General features: G+C 66.2%; 18 protein-coding genes. 13 read left to right on the top strand and 5 right to left on the bottom strand.

Annotated features, from left to right (window positions below):
* Positions 1–43: 43 nt before the first annotated feature.
* Genes IC40_RS0116475 through IC40_RS0116455 form a run of 5 tightly spaced genes read left to right on the top strand, consistent with a single transcriptional unit; the run spans position 44 to position 5,088 of the window.
* Entirely contained in the window at positions 44–1,090 is a 1,047-nt protein-coding gene (locus tag IC40_RS0116475) for a cupin domain-containing protein (protein WP_030135801.1), read from the top strand.
* Positions 1,087–3,267, top strand: coding sequence for a xanthine dehydrogenase family protein molybdopterin-binding subunit (locus IC40_RS0116470; RefSeq protein ID WP_030135800.1), 2,181 nt, complete (start codon positions 1,087–1,089; stop codon positions 3,265–3,267). Before IC40_RS0116475 ends, IC40_RS0116470 begins: the two co-directional genes overlap by 4 nt.
* Complete coding sequence (locus IC40_RS0116465) at positions 3,264–3,773, top strand: (2Fe-2S)-binding protein (protein ID WP_036462811.1); 510 nt, start codon at positions 3,264–3,266, stop codon at positions 3,771–3,773. The genes IC40_RS0116470 and IC40_RS0116465 overlap by 4 nt, the downstream gene beginning before the upstream one ends.
* A complete protein-coding gene (locus tag IC40_RS0116460; RefSeq protein WP_030135798.1) occupies positions 3,770–4,759 on the top strand; it encodes an FAD binding domain-containing protein in 990 nt (329 codons plus the stop codon). The genes IC40_RS0116465 and IC40_RS0116460 overlap by 4 nt, the downstream gene beginning before the upstream one ends.
* Positions 4,756–5,088 (top strand): DUF3349 domain-containing protein, encoded by a 333-nt coding sequence (locus IC40_RS0116455; RefSeq protein WP_030135797.1) that lies wholly within the window; start codon positions 4,756–4,758, stop codon positions 5,086–5,088. The genes IC40_RS0116460 and IC40_RS0116455 overlap by 4 nt, the downstream gene beginning before the upstream one ends.
* A gap of 420 nt (positions 5,089–5,508) precedes the next feature.
* Here IC40_RS0116455 and IC40_RS0116450 read toward each other — a convergent pair whose 3' ends face one another.
* Positions 5,509–6,318: a DUF6498-containing protein gene (locus IC40_RS0116450; protein ID WP_030135796.1), complete on the bottom strand. Its 810-nt coding sequence runs from the start codon at positions 6,316–6,318 to the stop codon at positions 5,509–5,511.
* Between the two features lie 170 nt (positions 6,319–6,488).
* Here IC40_RS0116450 and IC40_RS0116445 point away from each other — a divergent pair, with 170 nt between their 5' ends.
* Positions 6,489–8,273, top strand: coding sequence for an alpha/beta hydrolase (locus tag IC40_RS0116445; RefSeq protein ID WP_051644361.1), 1,785 nt, complete (start codon positions 6,489–6,491; stop codon positions 8,271–8,273).
* Between the two features lie 78 nt (positions 8,274–8,351).
* On the opposite strand, the gene IC40_RS0116440 is transcribed toward IC40_RS0116445, so the two are convergent.
* From IC40_RS0116440 to IC40_RS0116430, 3 genes are all read right to left on the bottom strand, one after another.
* Entirely contained in the window at positions 8,352–9,398 is a 1,047-nt protein-coding gene (locus IC40_RS0116440; protein ID WP_030135794.1) for an NAD(P)-dependent alcohol dehydrogenase, read from the bottom strand.
* Between the two features lie 177 nt (positions 9,399–9,575).
* Positions 9,576–9,851 (bottom strand): YciI family protein, encoded by a 276-nt coding sequence (locus IC40_RS0116435; protein ID WP_030135793.1) that lies wholly within the window; start codon positions 9,849–9,851, stop codon positions 9,576–9,578.
* Positions 9,852–9,861: 10 nt separating this feature from the next.
* Complete coding sequence (locus IC40_RS0116430) at positions 9,862–10,944, bottom strand: ABC transporter substrate-binding protein (protein WP_030135792.1); 1,083 nt, start codon at positions 10,942–10,944, stop codon at positions 9,862–9,864.
* 175 nt (positions 10,945–11,119) lie between these two features.
* Here IC40_RS0116430 and ctaD point away from each other — a divergent pair, with 175 nt between their 5' ends.
* Together ctaD and serB are read left to right on the top strand one after the other, a co-directional pair.
* Complete coding sequence (gene ctaD, locus IC40_RS0116425) at positions 11,120–12,865, top strand: aa3-type cytochrome oxidase subunit I (RefSeq protein ID WP_030135791.1); 1,746 nt, start codon at positions 11,120–11,122, stop codon at positions 12,863–12,865.
* A gap of 38 nt (positions 12,866–12,903) precedes the next feature.
* Complete coding sequence (gene serB, locus IC40_RS0116420) at positions 12,904–14,163, top strand: phosphoserine phosphatase SerB (protein ID WP_030135790.1); 1,260 nt, start codon at positions 12,904–12,906, stop codon at positions 14,161–14,163.
* Between the two features lies 1 nt (position 14,164).
* Here serB and yczR read toward each other — a convergent pair whose 3' ends face one another.
* A complete protein-coding gene (gene yczR, locus IC40_RS0116415) occupies positions 14,165–15,610 on the bottom strand; it encodes a MocR-like transcription factor YczR (protein WP_030135789.1) in 1,446 nt (481 codons plus the stop codon).
* 62 nt (positions 15,611–15,672) lie between these two features.
* On the opposite strand from yczR, the gene IC40_RS28025 reads away from it, so the two are divergent.
* The 5 genes from IC40_RS28025 to IC40_RS0116390 are packed head-to-tail and all read left to right on the top strand — an operon-like array spanning position 15,673 to position 18,923.
* Positions 15,673–15,825, top strand: a complete 153-nt coding sequence (locus IC40_RS28025; RefSeq protein WP_157837326.1) for a hypothetical protein — start codon at positions 15,673–15,675, stop codon at positions 15,823–15,825.
* A complete protein-coding gene (gene yczE, locus IC40_RS0116405; RefSeq protein ID WP_042509543.1) occupies positions 15,822–16,592 on the top strand; it encodes a membrane protein YczE in 771 nt (256 codons plus the stop codon). Before IC40_RS28025 ends, yczE begins: the two co-directional genes overlap by 4 nt.
* The gene (locus IC40_RS0116400) at positions 16,541–17,395 is read left to right on the top strand and encodes an ABC transporter ATP-binding protein (protein WP_030135787.1); all 855 of its coding nucleotides are present in this window, start codon (positions 16,541–16,543) and stop codon (positions 17,393–17,395) included. The genes yczE and IC40_RS0116400 overlap by 52 nt, the downstream gene beginning before the upstream one ends.
* Entirely contained in the window at positions 17,392–18,234 is an 843-nt protein-coding gene (locus IC40_RS0116395; RefSeq protein WP_030135786.1) for an NUDIX hydrolase, read from the top strand. Before IC40_RS0116400 ends, IC40_RS0116395 begins: the two co-directional genes overlap by 4 nt.
* Complete coding sequence (locus tag IC40_RS0116390) at positions 18,231–18,923, top strand: enoyl-CoA hydratase (RefSeq protein WP_030135785.1); 693 nt, start codon at positions 18,231–18,233, stop codon at positions 18,921–18,923. Before IC40_RS0116395 ends, IC40_RS0116390 begins: the two co-directional genes overlap by 4 nt.
* Positions 18,924–18,928 lie beyond the last annotated feature (5 nt).

Genomic DNA, 18,928 nt, shown 5'->3' with positions numbered 1-18,928 from the left:
AACTTCGTCGACCGGGCAGCCGAGGAGGGGCATGCTGACTTTCATGACCACCGCATCGCGTCCCGAAACCCACCGCATCTCGCTGCTCGACAGTGATGACGTCGAACGCAGTGAGCTCGGCTCGATCCACCGCGTGACCGCCGACAGTTTTCCGATTCTGAAGAATCTGTCCATCAAGAGGCTGGTGCTCAACCCGGGTGTCATGCGCACGCCGCACTGGCACGCCAACGCCAACGAACTGACCTATTGTGTTGCCGGTACCGCGCTGGTCTCCGTGCTCGACAACGGCAGCCGATTCGCCAGCTTCGTCGTCACGGCCGGGCAGATGTTCCACATCGATTCCGGCGCACTGCATCACATCGAGAACATCGGCTCCGAGCCGTGTGAATTCATCATCGCCTTCCGCAACGAGCGGCCGGAGGATTTCGGGTTCGGGGCCACCATGGGTGCCTTCAGTGACGCCGTGCTCGGCAACACCTACGATCTGCCGGCAGCGGATATGGCCAAGATCCACCGCGACACCCGTGACCGGACCCTTGCCGCGGTGGCGGGAGAGCCCGATGTCCCGCCGAGTGCCTACTTCAAGGATCCGCATCGTTTCGACATCGAGGCTCAGCCGCCCGGGCTCACCTACGCCTACGGCAATGCCCGGTTCGCAAGGGACCAGTTCTGGCCTGCGCTGAAAGATATCTCGATGTATTCGCTTCGCGTCGGCGAGGATGGCATGCGTGAGCCGCACTGGCATCCCGTGACCGCGGAGATGGGCTACGTGCAGAGTGGTCAGGCCCGGATGACGGTCATGAATCCCGATGGGACACTGGACACCTGGAACCTCGCCGCCGGTGACGTCTACTTCATCCCCCGCGCATACCCACACCACATCGAGAACACCGGTGCCGACGAGTGGCACTTCCTGATCTTCTTCGATCAGCCGTTCCCCGCCGATATCGGGTACAAGGCCTCGGTGAGCGCGTACTCCCGATCCGTGCTGGCCGCCGCGTTCGACACCCATATCGACGATCTACCGGACTTTCCCCGCACGACCGCCGACCCGCTGATCGTGCCGCGCAGCAATCCGCTGGACCGGTGACCGCGCAGATCGGTCGTCCCATCGACCGGGTCGAGGGGCACGAAAAGGTCACCGGGACTGCGCGTTACACCGCGGATCACCAGGTGCCGGGTCTGGTTCATGCCGTGCTGGTGCAATCGGAAGTGGCGCACGCGACGGTCACGGCCGAAGCGGTGGCGGCTGCCGCGGCGCGTGCCGCTGCGGCACCCGGCGTGTTGCACGTCCTGACACCGTTGAATTGTCCGCCGCTACACGTATTGCCCGAGGACCTCACCTGGGACCTTCCCCTGGAACGGCGTCCGCCGCTGTCGGATCTGACCGTTCAACATGTCGGTCAGCACCTGGCGGTGGTGGTGGCCGAGACCGTGCAGGACGCCGTCGCGGCCGCGGCACTGATGGACTTCGTGTACATCGAGGCTCCGGCCCAGTTGGGCGCCGCCGCGGTGATGGCGCAACCGGTGCCCCCCGACCAGAAGGGCGGCCAGATCCGGCACGGCACATATCGTCCCGATCACTTCGTCAAACTCGACGAGGAGAAGCTGCAGGAACACCGCGGCCCGGTCGCGGAACCCTCCGGCGTCCGGGTGGCGGGCAGGTTCACCACACCGGTGAACACCCACTATCCGATAGAGCTCGCCGCCACCATCGCGTCGTGGGACGGCGAGTACCTGACGGTGCACGACGCCACCCGCTGGATCACCGGTGAACGGCGGGTGCTGGCGGCCTACCTGGGCATCGACGAAGATCGAGTACGCATCCTTTCACCGTTGGTGGGCGGAGCGTTCGGTTCCAAGAGCTTTTTGTGGATGCACGTCGTGTTGTGCGCCGTTGCCGCCAAAGAGGTAGGCCGTCCGGTGAAGCTGGTTCTGACCCGCAGCCAGATGTTCACCTCCACCGGTCATCGTCCGCGCACCCAGCAGCAACTGGCGCTGGTCGCCGATGACGACGGCACCTTGCTGAGCACCGAACAACACACGGTCACCGAAACTTCCACGGTGGCCCATTTCTGTGAGCCGGTCGGTCTGTCGGCGCGTTTCCTCTACCATTCGCCACGCATGGCGGTATCGCACACCGTGGCCAGGATCAACGCCCCGACACCGTGTTTCATGCGTGGACCGGGGGAGGCGCCCGGGTTGTTCGCACTCGAAGTCGGCATGGACGAACTGGCGGACTCGCTCGGTGTCGACCCGGTGGCGTTGCGGATGGTCAACGATCCGGATACCGACCAGCCGACCGGCCGCCCGTGGTCGGGCAAGCATCTCCGCGATTGCTATCTGCAGGGTGCCGAGCGTTTCGGCTGGGCACAACGATCACCGATCCCGAGGGCAATGCAGCGCAACGGTGTCCAGGTCGGTTGGGGGATGGCCACGGCAAGCTATCCGGGACGGCGGATGCCCGCCGGCTGCCGGGTGACGACCACGTCCGACGGCCGTGTCCGGTTCTCGGCAGCCACCCATGAGATCGGTACCGGTGTGCGCACGGTGATGACACAGATCGCTGCCGATGCGACCGGGCTCCCGCTGGACGCGGTGAGCTTCGACTCCGGGGATTCGACTTTCGCCGATGCCCCCTACAGCGGTGCGTCCCAGACGACAGCAACCGTCGGTTCCGCGGTCGATCTTGCCGGGCGACAGTGGCGCCGGCGACTCGGCCGTCCGGTCGGGTCCGTATCGGAGTTGTGCGCCGTTCTCGCAGACACCCCGGGACTGGCCGACCGACTGAGCTTCACGGTCGCCAGCGAGGGGCCGGCCGACACAGGCCCGCTGTCCCAGTCGTTCGGCGCCCATTTCTGCGAAGTCGAGGTCGACGAGGAGATCGGGCGAGCGAGCGTCACACGTTGGACCGCCGTGATGGACTGTGGGCGGGTGCTCAATCCGAAGTTGGCCACCAATCAGGTGATGGGCGGCATCATCTTCGGGCTGGGTATGGCACTGCTGGAACAGGTGCCCTTCGACGAGAATTCCGGAGTTCCGCTCGGTGAGTACTACGTGCCCACCCATGCCGACACCCCTGATTTCGACATCAGCTTCGTCGACACCCCGGACTACGGCCTCGATCCGGTCGGGGTCCGTGGGATCGGTGAGATCGGGACCTGCGGGGTACCCGCCGCGATCGCCAACGCGATCTATCACGCCACCGGTAAACGGATACACGACCTGCCGATCACGGTGGAGTCGCTGCTGGAGGGACAGCCATGACCGAGCTCGAGTTGACGATCAACGGAACGCCGCGACAGCTGCATATCGATGTCCGCACCACCCTGCTCGATCTGTTGCGGGAAGATCTGGGTCTGACCGGGACCAAGAAGGGGTGCGACCACGGACTGTGCGGTGCCTGCACGGTGACCGTGGACGGTGAGCGGGTACTGAGCTGCCTGACGCTGGCGGTCTCGATCACCGGCTCAACCGTCGAGACCATCGAATCGGGTGACGAATTAGATTGTGTGCAGCGGGCTTTCGTTGCCCATGACGGCTTTCAGTGCGGTTACTGCACCCCGGGCCAGATCACCTCGGCACGTGCATTGCTGCGTGAGCATGCGCGTGGGGATCTGTCCGCGGCCAGCTTCATCGGGGCTCGGTGCAACCTCGCCGAAGGACCGAAAGAACTGTCCGACGACGAGATCCGGGAACGGATGGCAGGCAACATCTGTCGTTGTGGTGCCTACGCCAACATTCTCGCCGCCATCAAGGAGGCCGCCCGGTGAAGACCTTCGACTTCGTACACGCAGAGACCGTCGACGACGCGGTGCGCCGGGGCGCCCACGGTGGTCGCTACTACGCCGGTGGCACCAACCTTCTCGACCTGATGAAACTCGGTGTGGAGGCCCCGCCGGTGTTGGTCGACATCGGCCGGTTGGAGCTGCGTTCGATCACCACCACAGCGGACGGTGGTGTCCTGATCGGTGCCGGGGCGACCAACAGTGCCGTGGCCAACCATCGTCACATCCGGCGTGAGTACCCGATGCTCGCGCAGGCCATCCTCTCCGGCGCCACGACCCAGATCCGCAATATGGCCACCGTCGGCGGCAATCTGATGCAGCGCACTCGCTGTCCGTACTTCATGGACACGTCATTCACCCAGTGCAACAAGCGGATTGCCGACAGCGGGTGCGCGGCCCGGACAGGCGTCAATCGTGAGCATGCACTGTTCGGTGCCAGTGCGGCGTGTGTGGCCGTGCACCCCTCCGATATGGCGGTCGCGCTCGCGGCACTCGATGCCCACGTGCACGTGCAGGGGGCGGCCGGCCGGCGGACGATCGCGATCGCCGACTTCTTCGTGCTGCCGGGCGATCACGCCGAACGTGACAATGTGGTGGGCGAAGGTGAGCTGATCACCGGTGTCGAGATCCCGCCGTCACCGTACGCCCGGCACAGTTGGTACCTGAAGGTGCGCGACCGGCACAGCTATGCGTTTGCCCTGGTGTCGGTGGCCGCCGGAGTGCAGCTCGTCGACGGGAAGATCACCTCGGCCGCCGTGGCGCTCGGTGGGGTGGCCGCCACTCCTTGGCGGGTGGCAGCCGCGGAACGGCAGTTGATCGGCGCACCGCCCTCGGATACCGCGTTCGGCGCGGCGGCCGATGCGCTGGTTGTCGGTGCTGAGCCGCTGGCGCAGAACGGATTCAAGATCAGACTTGTCCGTAACAGTGTGGTGCGGGCGTTGCGGCGGGCCGTCGATACACTCGATCGATGAGTGTCTCATCGTTGATGGCGTCGGTGCTGAACTGGTTGCGTGCCGGTTATCCCGATGGCGTTCCCGGCCCCGATCGGGTGCCGTTGCTCGCGCTGTTGCGTAGCACGCCGCTGACCGATGAGGAGATCAAAGAGGTGGTGTTCAACATCGCCGAGGCTGCCGCCCCCGCCGACAACGACGATCCGATCACCCGCGAGGAGATCGAGATGTTCATCGCCGAAAAGACCCACCACGACCCCGGGCCCGAGAATGTCGCGCGGGTGGCGGCGCGACTGGCAGCGGCGGGCTGGCCACTGGCGGATTTCAGCCAGAGTCCTTCCGCGTCGTGACGCAGCACAGCCGCAGACATCTGTGAGATTGTGCTTGCGCGCCTTCGATTTTCGGCGTAATGTCGAACACAAGTTCGACGCGAAGGTGCTCCCGCTTTTTCGGTGAGCCCGTCTCGGCGGTCATGAGCCGTCGGGAAGGTTCGACGACCCCTGACGAGGGTTGGCCTGAACCGTGTAGCCCCATAAGCGTGTTTTGGCAAACTTTGAAAGGTTGGGTCCAGGGGTAGACGCCATCTATTCCAGTTTTTTCCCGCAGGCGCTGGTGCATGATCTCGCGCGCTTCACCGCCGGAAGAGGATCCATGCCCGGTCCAGTTTTCGTTGATGGGTGCCAAGTATGTCGTGACCGATCTGTCGTCTCCAGCGTGAGCAGTGCTGCGCTGCACCTTGACAACTGAACAGTGAGCCGGCTCCTCACGCGTTACGGGTGGGGTTGCCACGGTAGTTCGTTGGCCGCTACGCGCTGCCGCTCCTCGCTCTGCTCGTCGGCCCAGAAGTCCTCGAACTTCTTGCCGGGGTGGACATTCGGGACACGATTGAGAAGGTTGCTCAGCCACGCGGGTGGCCGTGTGGGTTTCCATTGCGGCAGTGCGGAACTCAACTGTGCCATCGTCTTCAGGACGACGAACACCCCGAAGAAGGCGTCGGGTGCATCGGTGATGGCGATGGCCAGAAATCCGATCAACAGCGTCATGTGCACGACCATGACGCGACCGAGAACCTGGCTGCCGATCTGCTCAAGCTGCCGGAACGGCCAGGTGCGCAACTGGGTCAGATCCACCAGGAAGTCCACTGTCATGAAGGCGAACACAGACAGGCAGCCAAGACCGACGTTGCGCCAATCGACCTGAACGAGGTGGCCGACACCGTTGTGGTTGAGCAGCAACAGCACCGCGCCCAGGAAGACACCATGCACCGCGGAGAAGCTCAGGCTGATGACCGCGAAGCTCGACATGTAGGTCGACAACGGTTTGCCCCGGCGTCGCCGCCCGTTGACCGTGTAGCGATAACGTCCACCCTCGTTGCCGGGGGCGTTGTAGTCGAAGTGTCCGCGCTTGGGCGACCAGCGCTGGTGCAGTGCGATCCGGGCGAGGATGAGGAGCGCGGCGGCCACCGTCTCGAACCAGTACACCGCCAGGGTGGTCCCGCCGGACCAGTCCTGGGTGAACCACCCGAACACGGGCACCGCGATGACGCCCAGCATGGAGACCAGGTGCACGACGCGGATCACGCCGCAAATCGTCGCACGCCAGTAGCCGAGAAGGGTGATTCGGCGGGACTGACTATCGATGCGGTGTGGGAGTCGTCGACCGCGGACGAACAGTTTTGGCAAAGTGTCTACACATGTGTCAAAAAGCGCTAGCTTGACGCTTGTCAAACTCAGTCGTCCTTGGAGGCAGCGTGTCGCATATTTCGACGTGGATGGGTGCTGGTGTGGTCGCAGCGGGGGTCTCGGCGGCGATGATCGTCGGCGCCGACGTGGCTAGCGCGGACACCGGCGCCGACTCCTCGTCAGACTCATCGACGACCTCTTCCGATGGCGACCGGACACGTCCAGGTGGTTCGCACGATGCGGCTGCACCTGACGCGTCCGAGAAGGCATCCGATAGCGACACGGACGCCAACGACGACACCGACGACGGTGCCGGGCTCGACGATGACTTCGGCAACGACGTGGACGCCGACGATGAGCTCGATGACGGTGTCGAGTTGGGCAGCGGTGACGAACAGGGCGAAGACGAGGTATCCGCCGGTGTCGGCGGCGGCGCGCGCACCGAAGACGACGTACTCGTCGAGGACAGGAAGAGTGCGCATGAGGCGTCAGGATCGGACGGTGAAGCCGTCGATCTGATCGTCGAGAACCCTGCCGATTCCGAGATCGGAGAGGGCGCGTCCGCGGTCATCGACGGTTCCGAAGCCGAAGAGTCGGCCGTGGTGGAGTCCGCCGTGGTGACATCCGATGGTGACGACACCGGCCTCGCAGCCCACCTGTGGACCCCGAACGTGGCGCCCGCCGCAGCATCGACGGCGGCGGCCATCACCTCCGCGACGGTGAGCTCGGCAGTGGCGGTGCCACAGCGGTCGCTGCTGGACATCATCGCGTCGTTCGTCTTCGACTTCGTCGGAGTGGCAGTGACATTCATCGCCGGACCGCCGGTCGTCCCGCGCGGCAGTACTGTCACGGTGCGGACATCGACCTTGGCGATCGACGGCCAGCACACGGTGCCCGCCCATTGGTATTACCCCGCGGGCGACGAGCCACCGCAGCGGATCATCTACCTGCAGCACGGCTTTCTCGGAGTCGGCGCGATGTACAGCTACACAGCAGCGAACCTCGCCGAAAGCACCAACAGCATCGTCGTGGTGCCGACCTTGACCTCGAACCGTAATGTCGAGGACGGATTCTGGCTGGGCAGCGACGAGGCGCTGCGGGCCACAGCTGCACTGTTTCTCGGTGACCGGGAAGCCTTGACCGCCAGTGCAATTGCCGCCGGCTTCGCCGAGCGATACGGCACCGAGGCCACTCTGCCGGACCGGTTCGCCTTGGTGGGGCACTCGCTGGGCGGCAATCTGGTGGCCGGTGCCGCGGGTTACTACGCCGACGCCGTCACCGCAGGCGGGGAAACCAGCCACCTGGCCGGGGTGATACTGCTCGACGCGGCACCGCAGGGCAGCGTGCTGTCCGATGCACTGGTCAAACTGGACGGGATCGGCAGTTACGTCCCTGTGCTGGAACTCGGCGCACCCAAAGAGCCTCGTCGGGTGGATGAGGCCCTGAACCAGCATCGGCCCGGGACCTTCAACGGCATCGTGCTGGAGAACGGCAAGCACCTGGATTCCATGGACGGCGGCTCCTGGCTCATCCAGTTCATCTCGCACCTCTACCAGGGCTTCCCGACGGCCCAGAACCAGGCGGCGGCGCAGGTGATCATCGACGGTTGGGCGAAGGACATCCTCGACGGCCGGATCGACCCGCTCACCGGCCGGTGTGCCGGTGCGGAGTGCGCCGGCATCTACGGCGACCCGGGCCAGGTACTGGAGCTGCAGACCCCGGCCGGGCCGACACGTGGGTCGGTGATCGGTACGGCCGTGTCCGTGCGCTCGACCGAGTTCCAGCCGGTCCCCGTGACGGCGACCGTGGCGGCGCGTTGGCCGGCAGGCCGAAATCTTGTGCTGAGCATGTGATCTCGATCAACCGGACCACACCGCAGACAGCAAGCACCCCGCCGACGTCGACATCGGCGGGGTGGCTCGACGAAAGTACTAGATCGTGGCGGTGTCGATCACGAACCGGTACCGCACATCACTGGAGATCACGCGGTCCCACGCCTCGTTGACATAGGACGCCTCGATGACCTCGATCTCCGGGGTGACGCCGTGCTCGGCGCAGAAATCGAGCATCTCCTGGGTCTCCGGGATACCGCCGATCATCGATCCGGAGATGCTGCGGCGGCCACCGGCCAGCGGGAAGAAAGGCACCTCGAGCGGATGCTCGGGCGCACCCAGCTCGACCAGGGTGCCATCGATCTTGAGCAGGCCCAAGTACTGACCGAGGTCGAGGTTGGCCGACACGGTGTTGAGGATCAGGTCAAACTTGCCGGCCAGCTTGCTGAAGGTCTCGGGGTCGCTGGTGGCGTAGTACTCGTCGGCACCGAGTCGCAGGCCGTCTTCCATCTTCTTGAGCGACTGGCTCAGAACGGTCACCGTGGCGCCCATCGCGTGGGCCAGCTTGACGCCCATGTGGCCGAGGCCGCCGAGGCCGATGATGGCGACATTCTTGCCGGGGCCGGCGTTCCAGTGCTTGAGCGGGGAGAACAGCGTGATGCCCGCGCACAGCAGGGGAGCGGCCTTGTCCAGGGGAATGCTGTCCGGGATGCGCAGGACGAACTTTTCGTTCACGACGATCGCCTGGCTGTAACCGCCCTGGGTGATGGTGCCGTCCCGGTCGGTGGCGTTGTATGTTCCGATCATGCCGGTGCCGAGGCAGTACTGCTCCAGGCCGGCCGCGCAGTTCTCGCAGTTCTGGCAGGAATTCACCATGCAACCGACGCCGACGTGGTCGCCGACCTTGTACTTGGTGACCTCCGAGCCGACCTCGGTGACCACTCCGGCGATCTCGTGACCGACGACGAGCGGGTAGCTGGGGGTGCCCCACTCGGCCTTGGCGGTGTGGATGTCGCTGTGACAGATGCCGGCGAACTTGATGTCGAACGCCACATCGTGGGGGCCGACGTCACGGCGCTCGATGGTGGTCTTGGTCAGCGGATCTGTCGCGGAGGTGGCGGCGTAGGCGGAAACTGTTGTGGTCATCGATTCATCCTCTTCACATGCGTCTTTTCATATGGTCACGTGCGAATTCGTGCATCTTCACCCGACAGTAGTGAACTCAGCACAAGCGGGCACCGAGAAGTGCCCTCGCAGGGTGACAACGACCCGGGTGCCTGGTCTAGTCCCGCCGGCGGCTGTGAATTCGGTCAAAGAATCCGGTCAGAGACCGGGTGCCCGGAATCCCGCGTTGAAACTGACCCGGTCATACCGGGCGACGCCGGCCAGGGTGTAGGGGTCGGCGGCGGCGATGGCGTCGGCCTCCTCGGCTGACATGTCCGCGGCGACCAGCACCGCGCCGTCCTGCGATTCCAGCCTGCCGGCCAGCAGGATCCGGCCGCCCTCGACCTCACCCCTCAACCACTCCAGGTGTGCCGGACGGCTTTGATCGATGACGTCGAGGGGTTGCAGATAGGTGATGTTGAGGACATGGAACACGTCGCAAAGACTAGTTGATGGGCGCGTTGAGCCAGCGTAGGTCGTCGATGATGCCGCGCGCGGCGACGACACCCTGCCCGGTCTGCCACACCTCGTTGTTGACCGCGAACACCCGGTCGTCCCGATTGGCCGACAACTTCCGCCAGGCCGCGCTGTCGAGAACCCGCGGCGCTCGATCCTTGGCTGCCGGCGAGTCGAAGGACAGGTAGACGATATCGCCGTCCGCCGCCGACAGATCGGTGTCGTCGGAGAGATCGCTGATGTCGATCTCGATATAGGGGCGGTCGGTGAAGCGTTGTGCCGCAGGGCGATCCACACCGACCTCGGCCAACACCGACGCCGGGAAATTGGCGGTGCCGTAGACACGGACGGTGTTCTCGGTGAACTGCACGATCGAGGCCTGGAAATGGGTGGCGTCGTTGCTTCGGCCCGCCTCCTCGGCCATGCGTCCGAAGTCGCCGAGGATCGCATCGGCCGCCCCGGAGCGACCGGATGCCGCGGCAACAGTCCGCAGGGTCGCCTGCCAGTCCTGGGCGGGGCCGGTGAACACCGTCGGCGCGATCGCGCTGAGTGCGCCGAAACCCTCCAGGCCATGGCCGGCCGAGGCGAGGATCAGATCGGGATTCGCGCCGCGCGCTGCCTGGATGTCGGTGATGGGCGGTGCATCGTGCAGAACGGTGCCCAGATAGGAGGGCTGGGGCACTGCGGTGCCGACCACGCGACCCTGCAGTCCGAGCGCGCACAAGGCGTCGAGCTGACCGGGAGCGAGGGCGACGAGTCGTTGTGGGTCCCCGCGCACTTCGGTGACCGCCGGTACGCCGGGGGCCGTGGCGTCCTGTGGCGCAGCGTTGCGCACCGGACGGACCGCCTCGACGGCACCGGGTCCGGTGGCGGCCGGCTCGGCAGCGCACGATTCGTCCGGTTTGCGCTGGTTACCGAGCACGCCGGCACTGGCGATCCGGGTGGTGCTCGTGATGGGGGCGTCCGGGCCGGGGGTACGGGCGGGCTCGGTGCCTCCGCAGCCGGTCAGCAGGACCAATGTGGCGGCGGCACCCGCGGCGATCAGGCCTGTGCGCGCAGAGGGGAACAGCACGCCGCCGACGGTATCAATGTCGTCGACCGGCCCGGCGCAACCCGCGCTCGGAGGGCCCCGACTAGCGAATACGACACTTTGTAGGACACCCATGTCGCAGCCGACCGGGATGGGGATAAGATCACGGACATAACAGTGCCGGGATCTGACCCGTCGACTTTTTTTGGAGGATCTGTTGGTAGCCGAAGCGCCCCCAATCGGAGAACTCGAGGCACGGCGTCCGTTCCCGGAGCGCATGGGGCCCAAGGGCAACCTGATCTACAAGCTGATCACGACGACCGATCACAAGCTGATCGGGATGATGTACTGCGTCGTCTGCTTCATGTTCTTCTTCGTCGGCGGCCTGATGGCGCTGCTGATGCGCACCGAACTCGCCATGCCTGGACTGCAGTTCCTGTCGAATGAGCAGTTCAACCAGCTGTTCACCATGCACGGCACGGTGATGCTGCTGTTCTACGCCACCCCGATCGTTTTCGGCTTCGCCAACCTGGTGCTGCCGCTGCAGATCGGCGCCCCCGACGTCGCCTTCCCGCGACTGAACGCCTTCTCGTTCTGGCTGTTCCTGTTCGGTGCGCTGATCGCCATGGGTGGTTTCATCACGCCCGGCGGTGCCGCCGACTTCGGCTGGACCGCGTACTCCCCGCTGACCGATGCCATCCATTCCCCGGGCGCCGGTGGCGACCTGTGGATCATGGGTCTGGCCGTCGGTGGTCTCGGCACCATCCTCGGTGGCGTCAACATGATCACCACCGTGGTCTGCATGCGTGCCCCGGGTATGACCATGTTCCGGATGCCGATCTTCACCTGGAACATCCTGGTGACCTCGATCCTGGTGCTGCTCGCCTTCCCGCTGCTGACCGCGGCGCTGTTCGGCCTTGCCGCCGACCGTCACCTCGGTGCGCACATCTACGACCCGGCCAACGGCGGTGTGCTGCTGTGGCAGCACCTGTTCTGGTTCTTCGGCCACCCCGAGGTGTACATCATCGCGCTGCCGTTCTTCGGCATCGTCTCGGAGATCTTCCCGGTGTTCAGCCGTAAGCCGATCTTCGGTTACACCACCCTGATCTACGCCACGCTGGGTATCGCGGCGCTGTCGGTGGCGGTGTGGGCGCACCACATGTACGCCACCGGCGCCGTGCTGCTGCCGTTCTTCTCCTTCATGACGTTCCTGATCGCAGTGCCGACCGGTATCAAGTTCTTCAACTGGATCGGGACCATGTGGAAGGGGCAGCTGACCTTCGAGACGCCGATGCTGTTCTCGGTGGGCTTCCTGATCACCTTCCTGCTCGGCGGTCTGTCGGGTGTGCTGCTGGCCAGCCCGCCGCTGGACTTCCACGTGACGGACTCCTACTTCGTCATCGCGCACTTCCACTACGTGCTCTTCGGCACCATCGTGTTCGCCACCTACGCGGGCATCTACTTCTGGTTCCCGAAGATGACGGGCCGTCTGCTCGACGAGCGACTCGGCAAGCTGCACTTCTGGCTGACCTTCATCGGCTTCCACCTGACCTTCTTGGTCCAGCACTGGGTCGGCGACGAGGGCATGCCGCGTCGGTACGCGGACTACCTGCCCAGCGACGGTTTCACGACGCTGAACGTCATCTCCACCGTCGGTGCCTTCGTGCTCGGCATCTCGACGTTGCCGTTCGTCTGGAACGTCTTCAAGAGCTGGCGCTACGGTGAGCCCGTCGTGGTCGACGACCCGTGGGGTTACGGCAACTCGCTGGAGTGGGCCACCTCGTGCCCGCCGCCGCGGCACAACTTCACCGAGCTGCCGCGCATCCGGTCGGAGCGTCCCGCGTTCGAGCTGCACTACCCGCACATGGTCGAGCGGATGCGCGCCGAGGCGCACATCGGCCGGGCGCATGGACCCGACGACGGCGATGTCACCCGGATCGACGACGTAGAAGTTCGCAGCTGACCCGATAGCCGATCCGCGGCATCTCAACGGAGGTAACTGTGCCGACGGCCTCGCAGTCAGTCGATGCTGCGCGCGGACGTTCCTCGCTGCTGATCACCGTCACCGGTGTCGATCAGCCGGGCGTGACGTCAGCATTGTTCGAGGTGCTCTCCCGGCACCGTGTCGAGCTGCTGAACGTCGAGCAGGTCGTCATCCGCAACCGGCTCACGCTGGGCGTCCTGGTGTCGGTGGACACGCCGGTCGCCGACGAGGCCCGGTTCGCCGACGAGATCCGCGCCGCGATCCACGGCGTCGGACTCGATGTCACCATCGAGCGCAGCGATGACAAGCCGGTGATGGTGGAGCCCTCCACCCACACCATCGTGGTGCTCGGGCGGCCGATCACCGCCGAGGCGTTCGGAGTGGTGGCGCGCGAGGTGGCCGAGCTCGGGGTCAACATCGACTTCATCCGCGGCGTATCCGACTACCCGGTGACCGGCCTGGAACTGCGTGTCTCGGTACCGCCGGGCGCGGTGTACACCGAACTGCAGAGCGCGATGGCGCGCACCGCGGTCGACCTCGGTGTCGACATCGCGCTGGAGGATTACAGCCTGTCCCGACGGACGAAGCGCCTCATCGTCTTCGATGTCGACTCCACCCTGATCCAGGGCGAGGTCATCGAGATGCTGGCCTCGCACGCCGGTGCGGAGGCCGCGGTCGCCGAGGTCACCGAGGCGGCCATGCGCGGGGAGCTCGATTTTGCCGAGTCGCTGCACAAGCGGGTGGCGACACTGGCCGGGTTACCCGCCGAGGTGCTCGATGATGTCGCCGAACAGATCGAGCTGACCCCCGGCGCGCGGACCACCATTCGTACCCTGCGCAGGCTCGGGTATCACTGCGGCATCGTCTCGGGCGGTTTCCGCCAGGTCATCGACCCGCTGGCGCACGAGCTCAAACTCGACTTCGTGGCGGCCAACGAGCTCGAGATCGTCGACGGCAAGCTCACCGGCCGCGTCGTCGGCACCGTGATCGATCGGCCGGGCAAGGCCAAGGCGCTGCGCGACTTCGCCGAACAGGCCGGCGTGCCGATGGCACAGACGGTGGCAGTCGGCGACGGCGCCAATGACATCGACATGTTGTCGGCAGCCGGTCTGGGTGTGGCCTTCAACGCCAAACCCGCACTGCGCGAGGTCGCCGACGCCTCGCTGAGCCACCCTTACCTCGACACGGTGTTGTTCCTGCTGGGGGTCACCCGTGGTGAGATCGAGGCCGCCGATGCCGTCGACGGGACGGTTCGTCGCGTGGACATCCCCAGCTAGTTCAGACCACCACCGCGTGTGTTTCCGGAGCCACGGAGACGCCGGTGATCGAGCGCCAGGCCCGAGCCATCAGTTCGACGGCCGCCTCCAACTGTGCTTCGGGCAGCGCATAGGGCACCCTGATGAAGCGCTCCAGGGTGCCGTCGACGCCGAAGCGCGGGCCCGCGGGCAGATCTAGTCCGAGTCGGGATGCCGAGGCCGAGAGCGCGGTGCTCATCGGCGACGGCAGCTGCACCCACAGCGACATTCCGCCGCGGCCCGGGCCGGGCCGCCAGTCGGGAAGCTCGCGCGCCAACACGTCGATCAAGAACTGCCTTCTCGCGGCGAGTATCTCGCGCCGCTCCGGCAGTATCTGGTCGCGGACCTGCAGCAGTCGCGCCGCCGCCAGCTGCTCGAGGATGGGGGTGCCCAGGTCCACTGCCGCACGAGTGGCCGCGATGGTGGCCAGGGTGGCCGGTTCGGCGCGGATCCAGCCCACTCGCAGGCCGCCCCAGAATGATTTCGACATCGATCCGATGGTCAGTACCAGTTCGCGGCGCTGGGTCATCGCTGCGGCCAGCGGCGCCGGCGGTTCCTCGTCGAGCCACATGTCCATGATCGACTCGTCGACGATGGTGCGGGTGCGCGTCTCGGAAATGATGTGGCCCAAACGTTTTCGTTCATCTTCCGGCATGGTGAAACCGGTTGGATTGTGGCTGTCGGGGACGAAGTAGGCCAGCACCGGTGCCAATTGGCGGATCGCGGCGTGCACGGCGTCCAGTTCCCAGCCGCCGTCGTTGAGCGCCACCGGTACGGCTCGTGACCCGGCGGCCGCGATGGCCGCGAGTGCGCCGTGGTAGGTCGGCTGTTCGACGAGCACCCGGTCGCCGGGCTGGGCGAACGCGGCCAGGATCAGGCCGATGGCATGTTGGGCGCCGGTGGTGATCATGATCTGCGTCGGATCGGTGGAAAGACCACGGGCGGTGTAGCTTTCGGCCACCGCTTCGCGCAGCGCGCACACTCCCGACAATTCGTGACCGACCTCGGCCAGGTAGGGGGTGATATCGCGGGCGGCCTCGGAAAAGGCCTCGCGAACAGCCGCGCTGGGCGCCGAGAGTGCCGCGGCGGCCAGGCTCACCGTCGGTGTGCTCGGATCGGTGGGAAGTACAGGACGCGGTGGCAGGGCGGCCGTGCTGCGCGCGCCGCGTCGCGCGTGCAGATAACCGTCCTCGCGGAGCGCAGCGAACGCGGCGGTGACCGTGGTGCGCGAGACGCGCAGAGCCTCTGCGAGGGCGCGTTCGCTCGGTAATCGGGAACCGACGGGGAGGCGACCGTCGACGATGAGCAATCGGACCGCATCGGCAAGGCCCAAATATGCGGCACCGGTCGAACTGGATGTGCGCCAGTTGCCGAGTTCGCGAGCTAAACGGTCCACATCGAGCACTCTGGACCCCATATCGATGGACATAAGAGCCAGTATCTGCCAACTGGCTATTGATCGGCAAGCCATTGCCGCCAGAAGATCGATCCATGAAAGAGAACTGGATGGTTCGGATGGCGGGGAAGTACCGGCGCTCGGGTGTCCGCAATCCGCGGAGGTTCGGCGACGTCGACAACGCGGATGCCCGCCGGATGCGCACCGAACTCGACGCGATCCGTGCACGATTCCCCGACCACGCATGACCACCCGCGTCGAAAACAGTCCCCGGCCGCCAGTGCTCCTGCCCGCCGGCCTGTTGCTGCTGGGCCTCGTCGGTTACGGGTTCTCGATGGCCGTCATGGTGCGGGCCGGATTGGGTCTCGACCCGTGGGACGTCTTCCACCAGGGCCTCAGTCGACGCACCGGGCTGACCATGGGAACGGTGACGGCGCTGGTCGGCATCATCGTGCTGCTCGCCTGGATCCCGCTGCGCAACCGCCCGGGTGTGGGCACCGTCGCCAACGTCATCGTCATCGCCGTGACCGTCGACGTCGGTATCGCGCTGCTGCCGGCGCCCACCGATCTCCGGGTGCGGGTGGCCATGATGCTCGGGGCGGTGCTGCTCAACGCGGTGAGCACGGTGCTCTACATCGGCGCCGGACTCGGACCCGGACCGCGCGACGGGCTGATGACCGGCTTGGTGGCACGGACCGGACGGTCGGTGCGGCTGGTCCGCACGGCCATCGAGGTGACGGTGTTGACCCTCGGCTTCCTGCTCGGCGGCACGGTTGGTGTCGGCACGGTGATCTATGCCTTCGGTATCGGCCCGCTGGTCCAGCTGATGCTCAGATTCATGCCGAGGCGTCTGCTGTTCCATGATTTCGGCGCACGAGCCGTCAAGCGAAGCGATGCGGAAACAACTCTCGGTGGCGCGGGGCGTACCCCGGCGGTCGATCCGGGCGACACTACGATGGGCGGGTGCCAGCAGACGAGCCCACCGCAGCCGATGTCCCCGGGGAAGACCTGCTGATCGAATTCGCCAAGGTCACCCTCCGGCGCGGCGGCAAGACCCTTGTCGGGCCCATCGACTGGGCGGTCGAACTCGACGAGCGCTGGGTGGTGATCGGCCCCAACGGGGCGGGCAAGACCTCACTGCTGCGCATCGCCGCAGCCATCGACCATCCCTCCTCGGGGGTGGCGTTCGTGCTCGGTGAGCGGTTGGGGCGCACCGACATGGGGGAGCTGCGCTCCCGGGTGGGATTGAGCAGTTCTGCTCTGAGCCAACGGATTCCCGATGACGAGATCGTGCGGGACCTGGTGGTCTCGGCAGGTTACGCGGTGCTGGGACGCTGGCGTGAGAAGTACGACGACGTGGACTACGAACAGGCCGTCGACATGCTGGAGAGCCTGGGGGCCGAGCATCTGGCCGAGCGCACCTACGGCACCTTGAGCGAGGGGGAGCGAAAGCGGGTACTGATCGCCCGCTCGCTGATGACCGACCCGGAACTGCTGCTGCTCGACGAGCCCGCCGCCGGTCTGGACCTCGGTGGCCGTGAGGAATTGGTGGCCCGGCTGGCGGATCTGGCGGCCGACCCCGATGCCCCCGCCATCGTCCTGGTGACCCACCATGTGGAGGAGATCCCGCCGGGTTTCTCACATTGCCTACTGCTCTCGGAGGGCAGCGTGGTGGGGTCCGGTCTGCTTGCCGATGTGCTGACATCGGAGAATCTGTCCGCGGCGTTCGGACAGTCCATCACGCTTGACTACATCGACGGCCGGTACTTCGCGCGGCGCACCCGCAGCCGCGCCGCACACAGGAGGCGCGCCACATGAGCGATAACTCGGACCCGCTGGTTCCCCGGCCCGCCTCCACGGTGATGCTGTTACGCGATCAGGGCACGGCCGAATCGCTGGAGGTCTTCCTGATGCGCCGGCACTCGGCGATGGATTTCGTCGCCGGCGTGATGGTCTTTCCCGGCGGGGGTGTCGACGAACGCGATCGGGGGACGGGCATCGCCTGGTACGGCCCCGAACCGTCCTGGTGGGCCGAGCGGATGAACGTCGACGTCGACCTGGCCGAGGCGCTGGTCTGCGCGGCGGCGCGCGAGACGTTCGAGGAGTCCGGCGTGTTGTTCGCCGGCGCCGCCGACGATTCCGACGTGCTCGTCGACGATGCGTCGGTGTACCGCGAGCAGCGGGCGGCATTGGCCGACAACTCCCTGTCCTTCGCCGACTTCCTGCGTGCCGAGAAACTGGTGCTGCGGGCCGATCTGCTGCGACCGTGGGCCAACTGGGTCACCCCGGTCGAGGAGCGGACCCGACGTTATGACACCTATTTCTTCGTCGGTGCCCTGCCGAAGGGGCAGCGCGCGGACGGCGAGAACACCGAGAGCGACCGCGCGTTCTGGTCCACCCCGCAGGCCGCGCTCGACGAGTTCGCCGAGGGCCGCTCGTTCCTGCTGCCGCCGACCTGGTCGCAGCTGGACTCGCTCAACGGGCGCACGGTTGCCGACGTGCTGGCCACCGAACGCGAGATCGTTGCGATGATGCCGAGCCTGTCCGCGGACAGCGGGACCGGTGACTGGGATATCGAGTTCTTCGACGGGGCCCGCTACAACGAGGCGCGCAACCGGCGCTCCCCGGAGGGCTACAACAACCCGCCGAACCCATGACCGAGTTCGTCACCTCGGCCGTGCACGACGGCGTCGGCACCCTGGTGTTGTCGCGGCCGCCCACCAACGCGCTGACCCGCCAGATGTACCGCGAGCTCGCCGACGTCGCCGGTGAGCTCGGACGCCATCCGCAGGTGCGCGCGGTCATTCTCTTCGGTGGTCACGAGGTGTTCAGCGCCGGTGACGACATCGCGGAGCTGCGCCGCCTGACTGCCACCGATGCGCGCAGCGTGACGACCGCGTGCCGAACGGCACTGGACGCGGTGGCCGCCATCCCGCAGCCGACGGTTGCCGCGGTGACCGGCTACGCGCTGGGATCAGGTCTGGCACTGGCGTTGGCCGCGGACTGGCGGGTGGCCGGTGACAACGTCAAGGTCGGTGTGACCGAGGTGCTCGCCGGGCTGCTGCCCGCCGCGGGGACCGATCGGCTGGTCGCGGCGATCGGCTCGGCGCGGGCCAAGGATCTGGTGTTCAGTGGCCGGTTCGTCGGTGCCGAGGAGAGCCTGGCGCTCGGGCTGGTCGACGAGCTGGTGCCCCCCGACGGTGTCTACGACGCCGCGCTGAGCTGGGCGCGTCGTTATCTCGAGACGCCGGCGCATGTGCTGGCCGGTGCCAAGGCGATGATCGATGGCGCTGGTGAGGGCGTCGAGCACTACGTCGAGGTCTTCGGGGCGGGCACCGGCAGTTAGGCTGC

Origin of the sequence: Mycolicibacterium neoaurum ATCC 25795 (assembly GCF_000691525.1) — a bacterium.
GTDB lineage: Bacteria > Actinomycetota > Actinomycetes > Mycobacteriales > Mycobacteriaceae > Mycobacterium > Mycobacterium neoaurum.
The sequence above is the reverse complement of the archived record's forward strand: the minus strand, read 5'-3'. Positions and strand labels throughout refer to the sequence as shown.

Coding starts and splice junctions, on each gene's coding strand:
- IC40_RS0116395 (WP_030135786.1), top strand. CDS start 17,392: ATGAGCGATAACTCGGACCCGCTGGTTCCCCGGCCCGCCTCCACGGTG.
- IC40_RS0116475 (WP_030135801.1), top strand. CDS start 44: ATGACCACCGCATCGCGTCCCGAAACCCACCGCATCTCGCTGCTCGAC.
- IC40_RS0116390 (WP_030135785.1), top strand. CDS start 18,231: ATGACCGAGTTCGTCACCTCGGCCGTGCACGACGGCGTCGGCACCCTG.
- IC40_RS0116440 (WP_030135794.1), bottom strand. CDS start 9,398: ATGACCACAACAGTTTCCGCCTACGCCGCCACCTCCGCGACAGATCCG.
- IC40_RS28025 (WP_157837326.1), top strand. CDS start 15,673: ATGAAAGAGAACTGGATGGTTCGGATGGCGGGGAAGTACCGGCGCTCG.
- yczE (WP_042509543.1), top strand. CDS start 15,822: ATGACCACCCGCGTCGAAAACAGTCCCCGGCCGCCAGTGCTCCTGCCC.
- IC40_RS0116465 (WP_036462811.1), top strand. CDS start 3,264: ATGACCGAGCTCGAGTTGACGATCAACGGAACGCCGCGACAGCTGCAT.
- yczR (WP_030135789.1), bottom strand. CDS start 15,610: ATGTCCATCGATATGGGGTCCAGAGTGCTCGATGTGGACCGTTTAGCT.
- IC40_RS0116455 (WP_030135797.1), top strand. CDS start 4,756: ATGAGTGTCTCATCGTTGATGGCGTCGGTGCTGAACTGGTTGCGTGCC.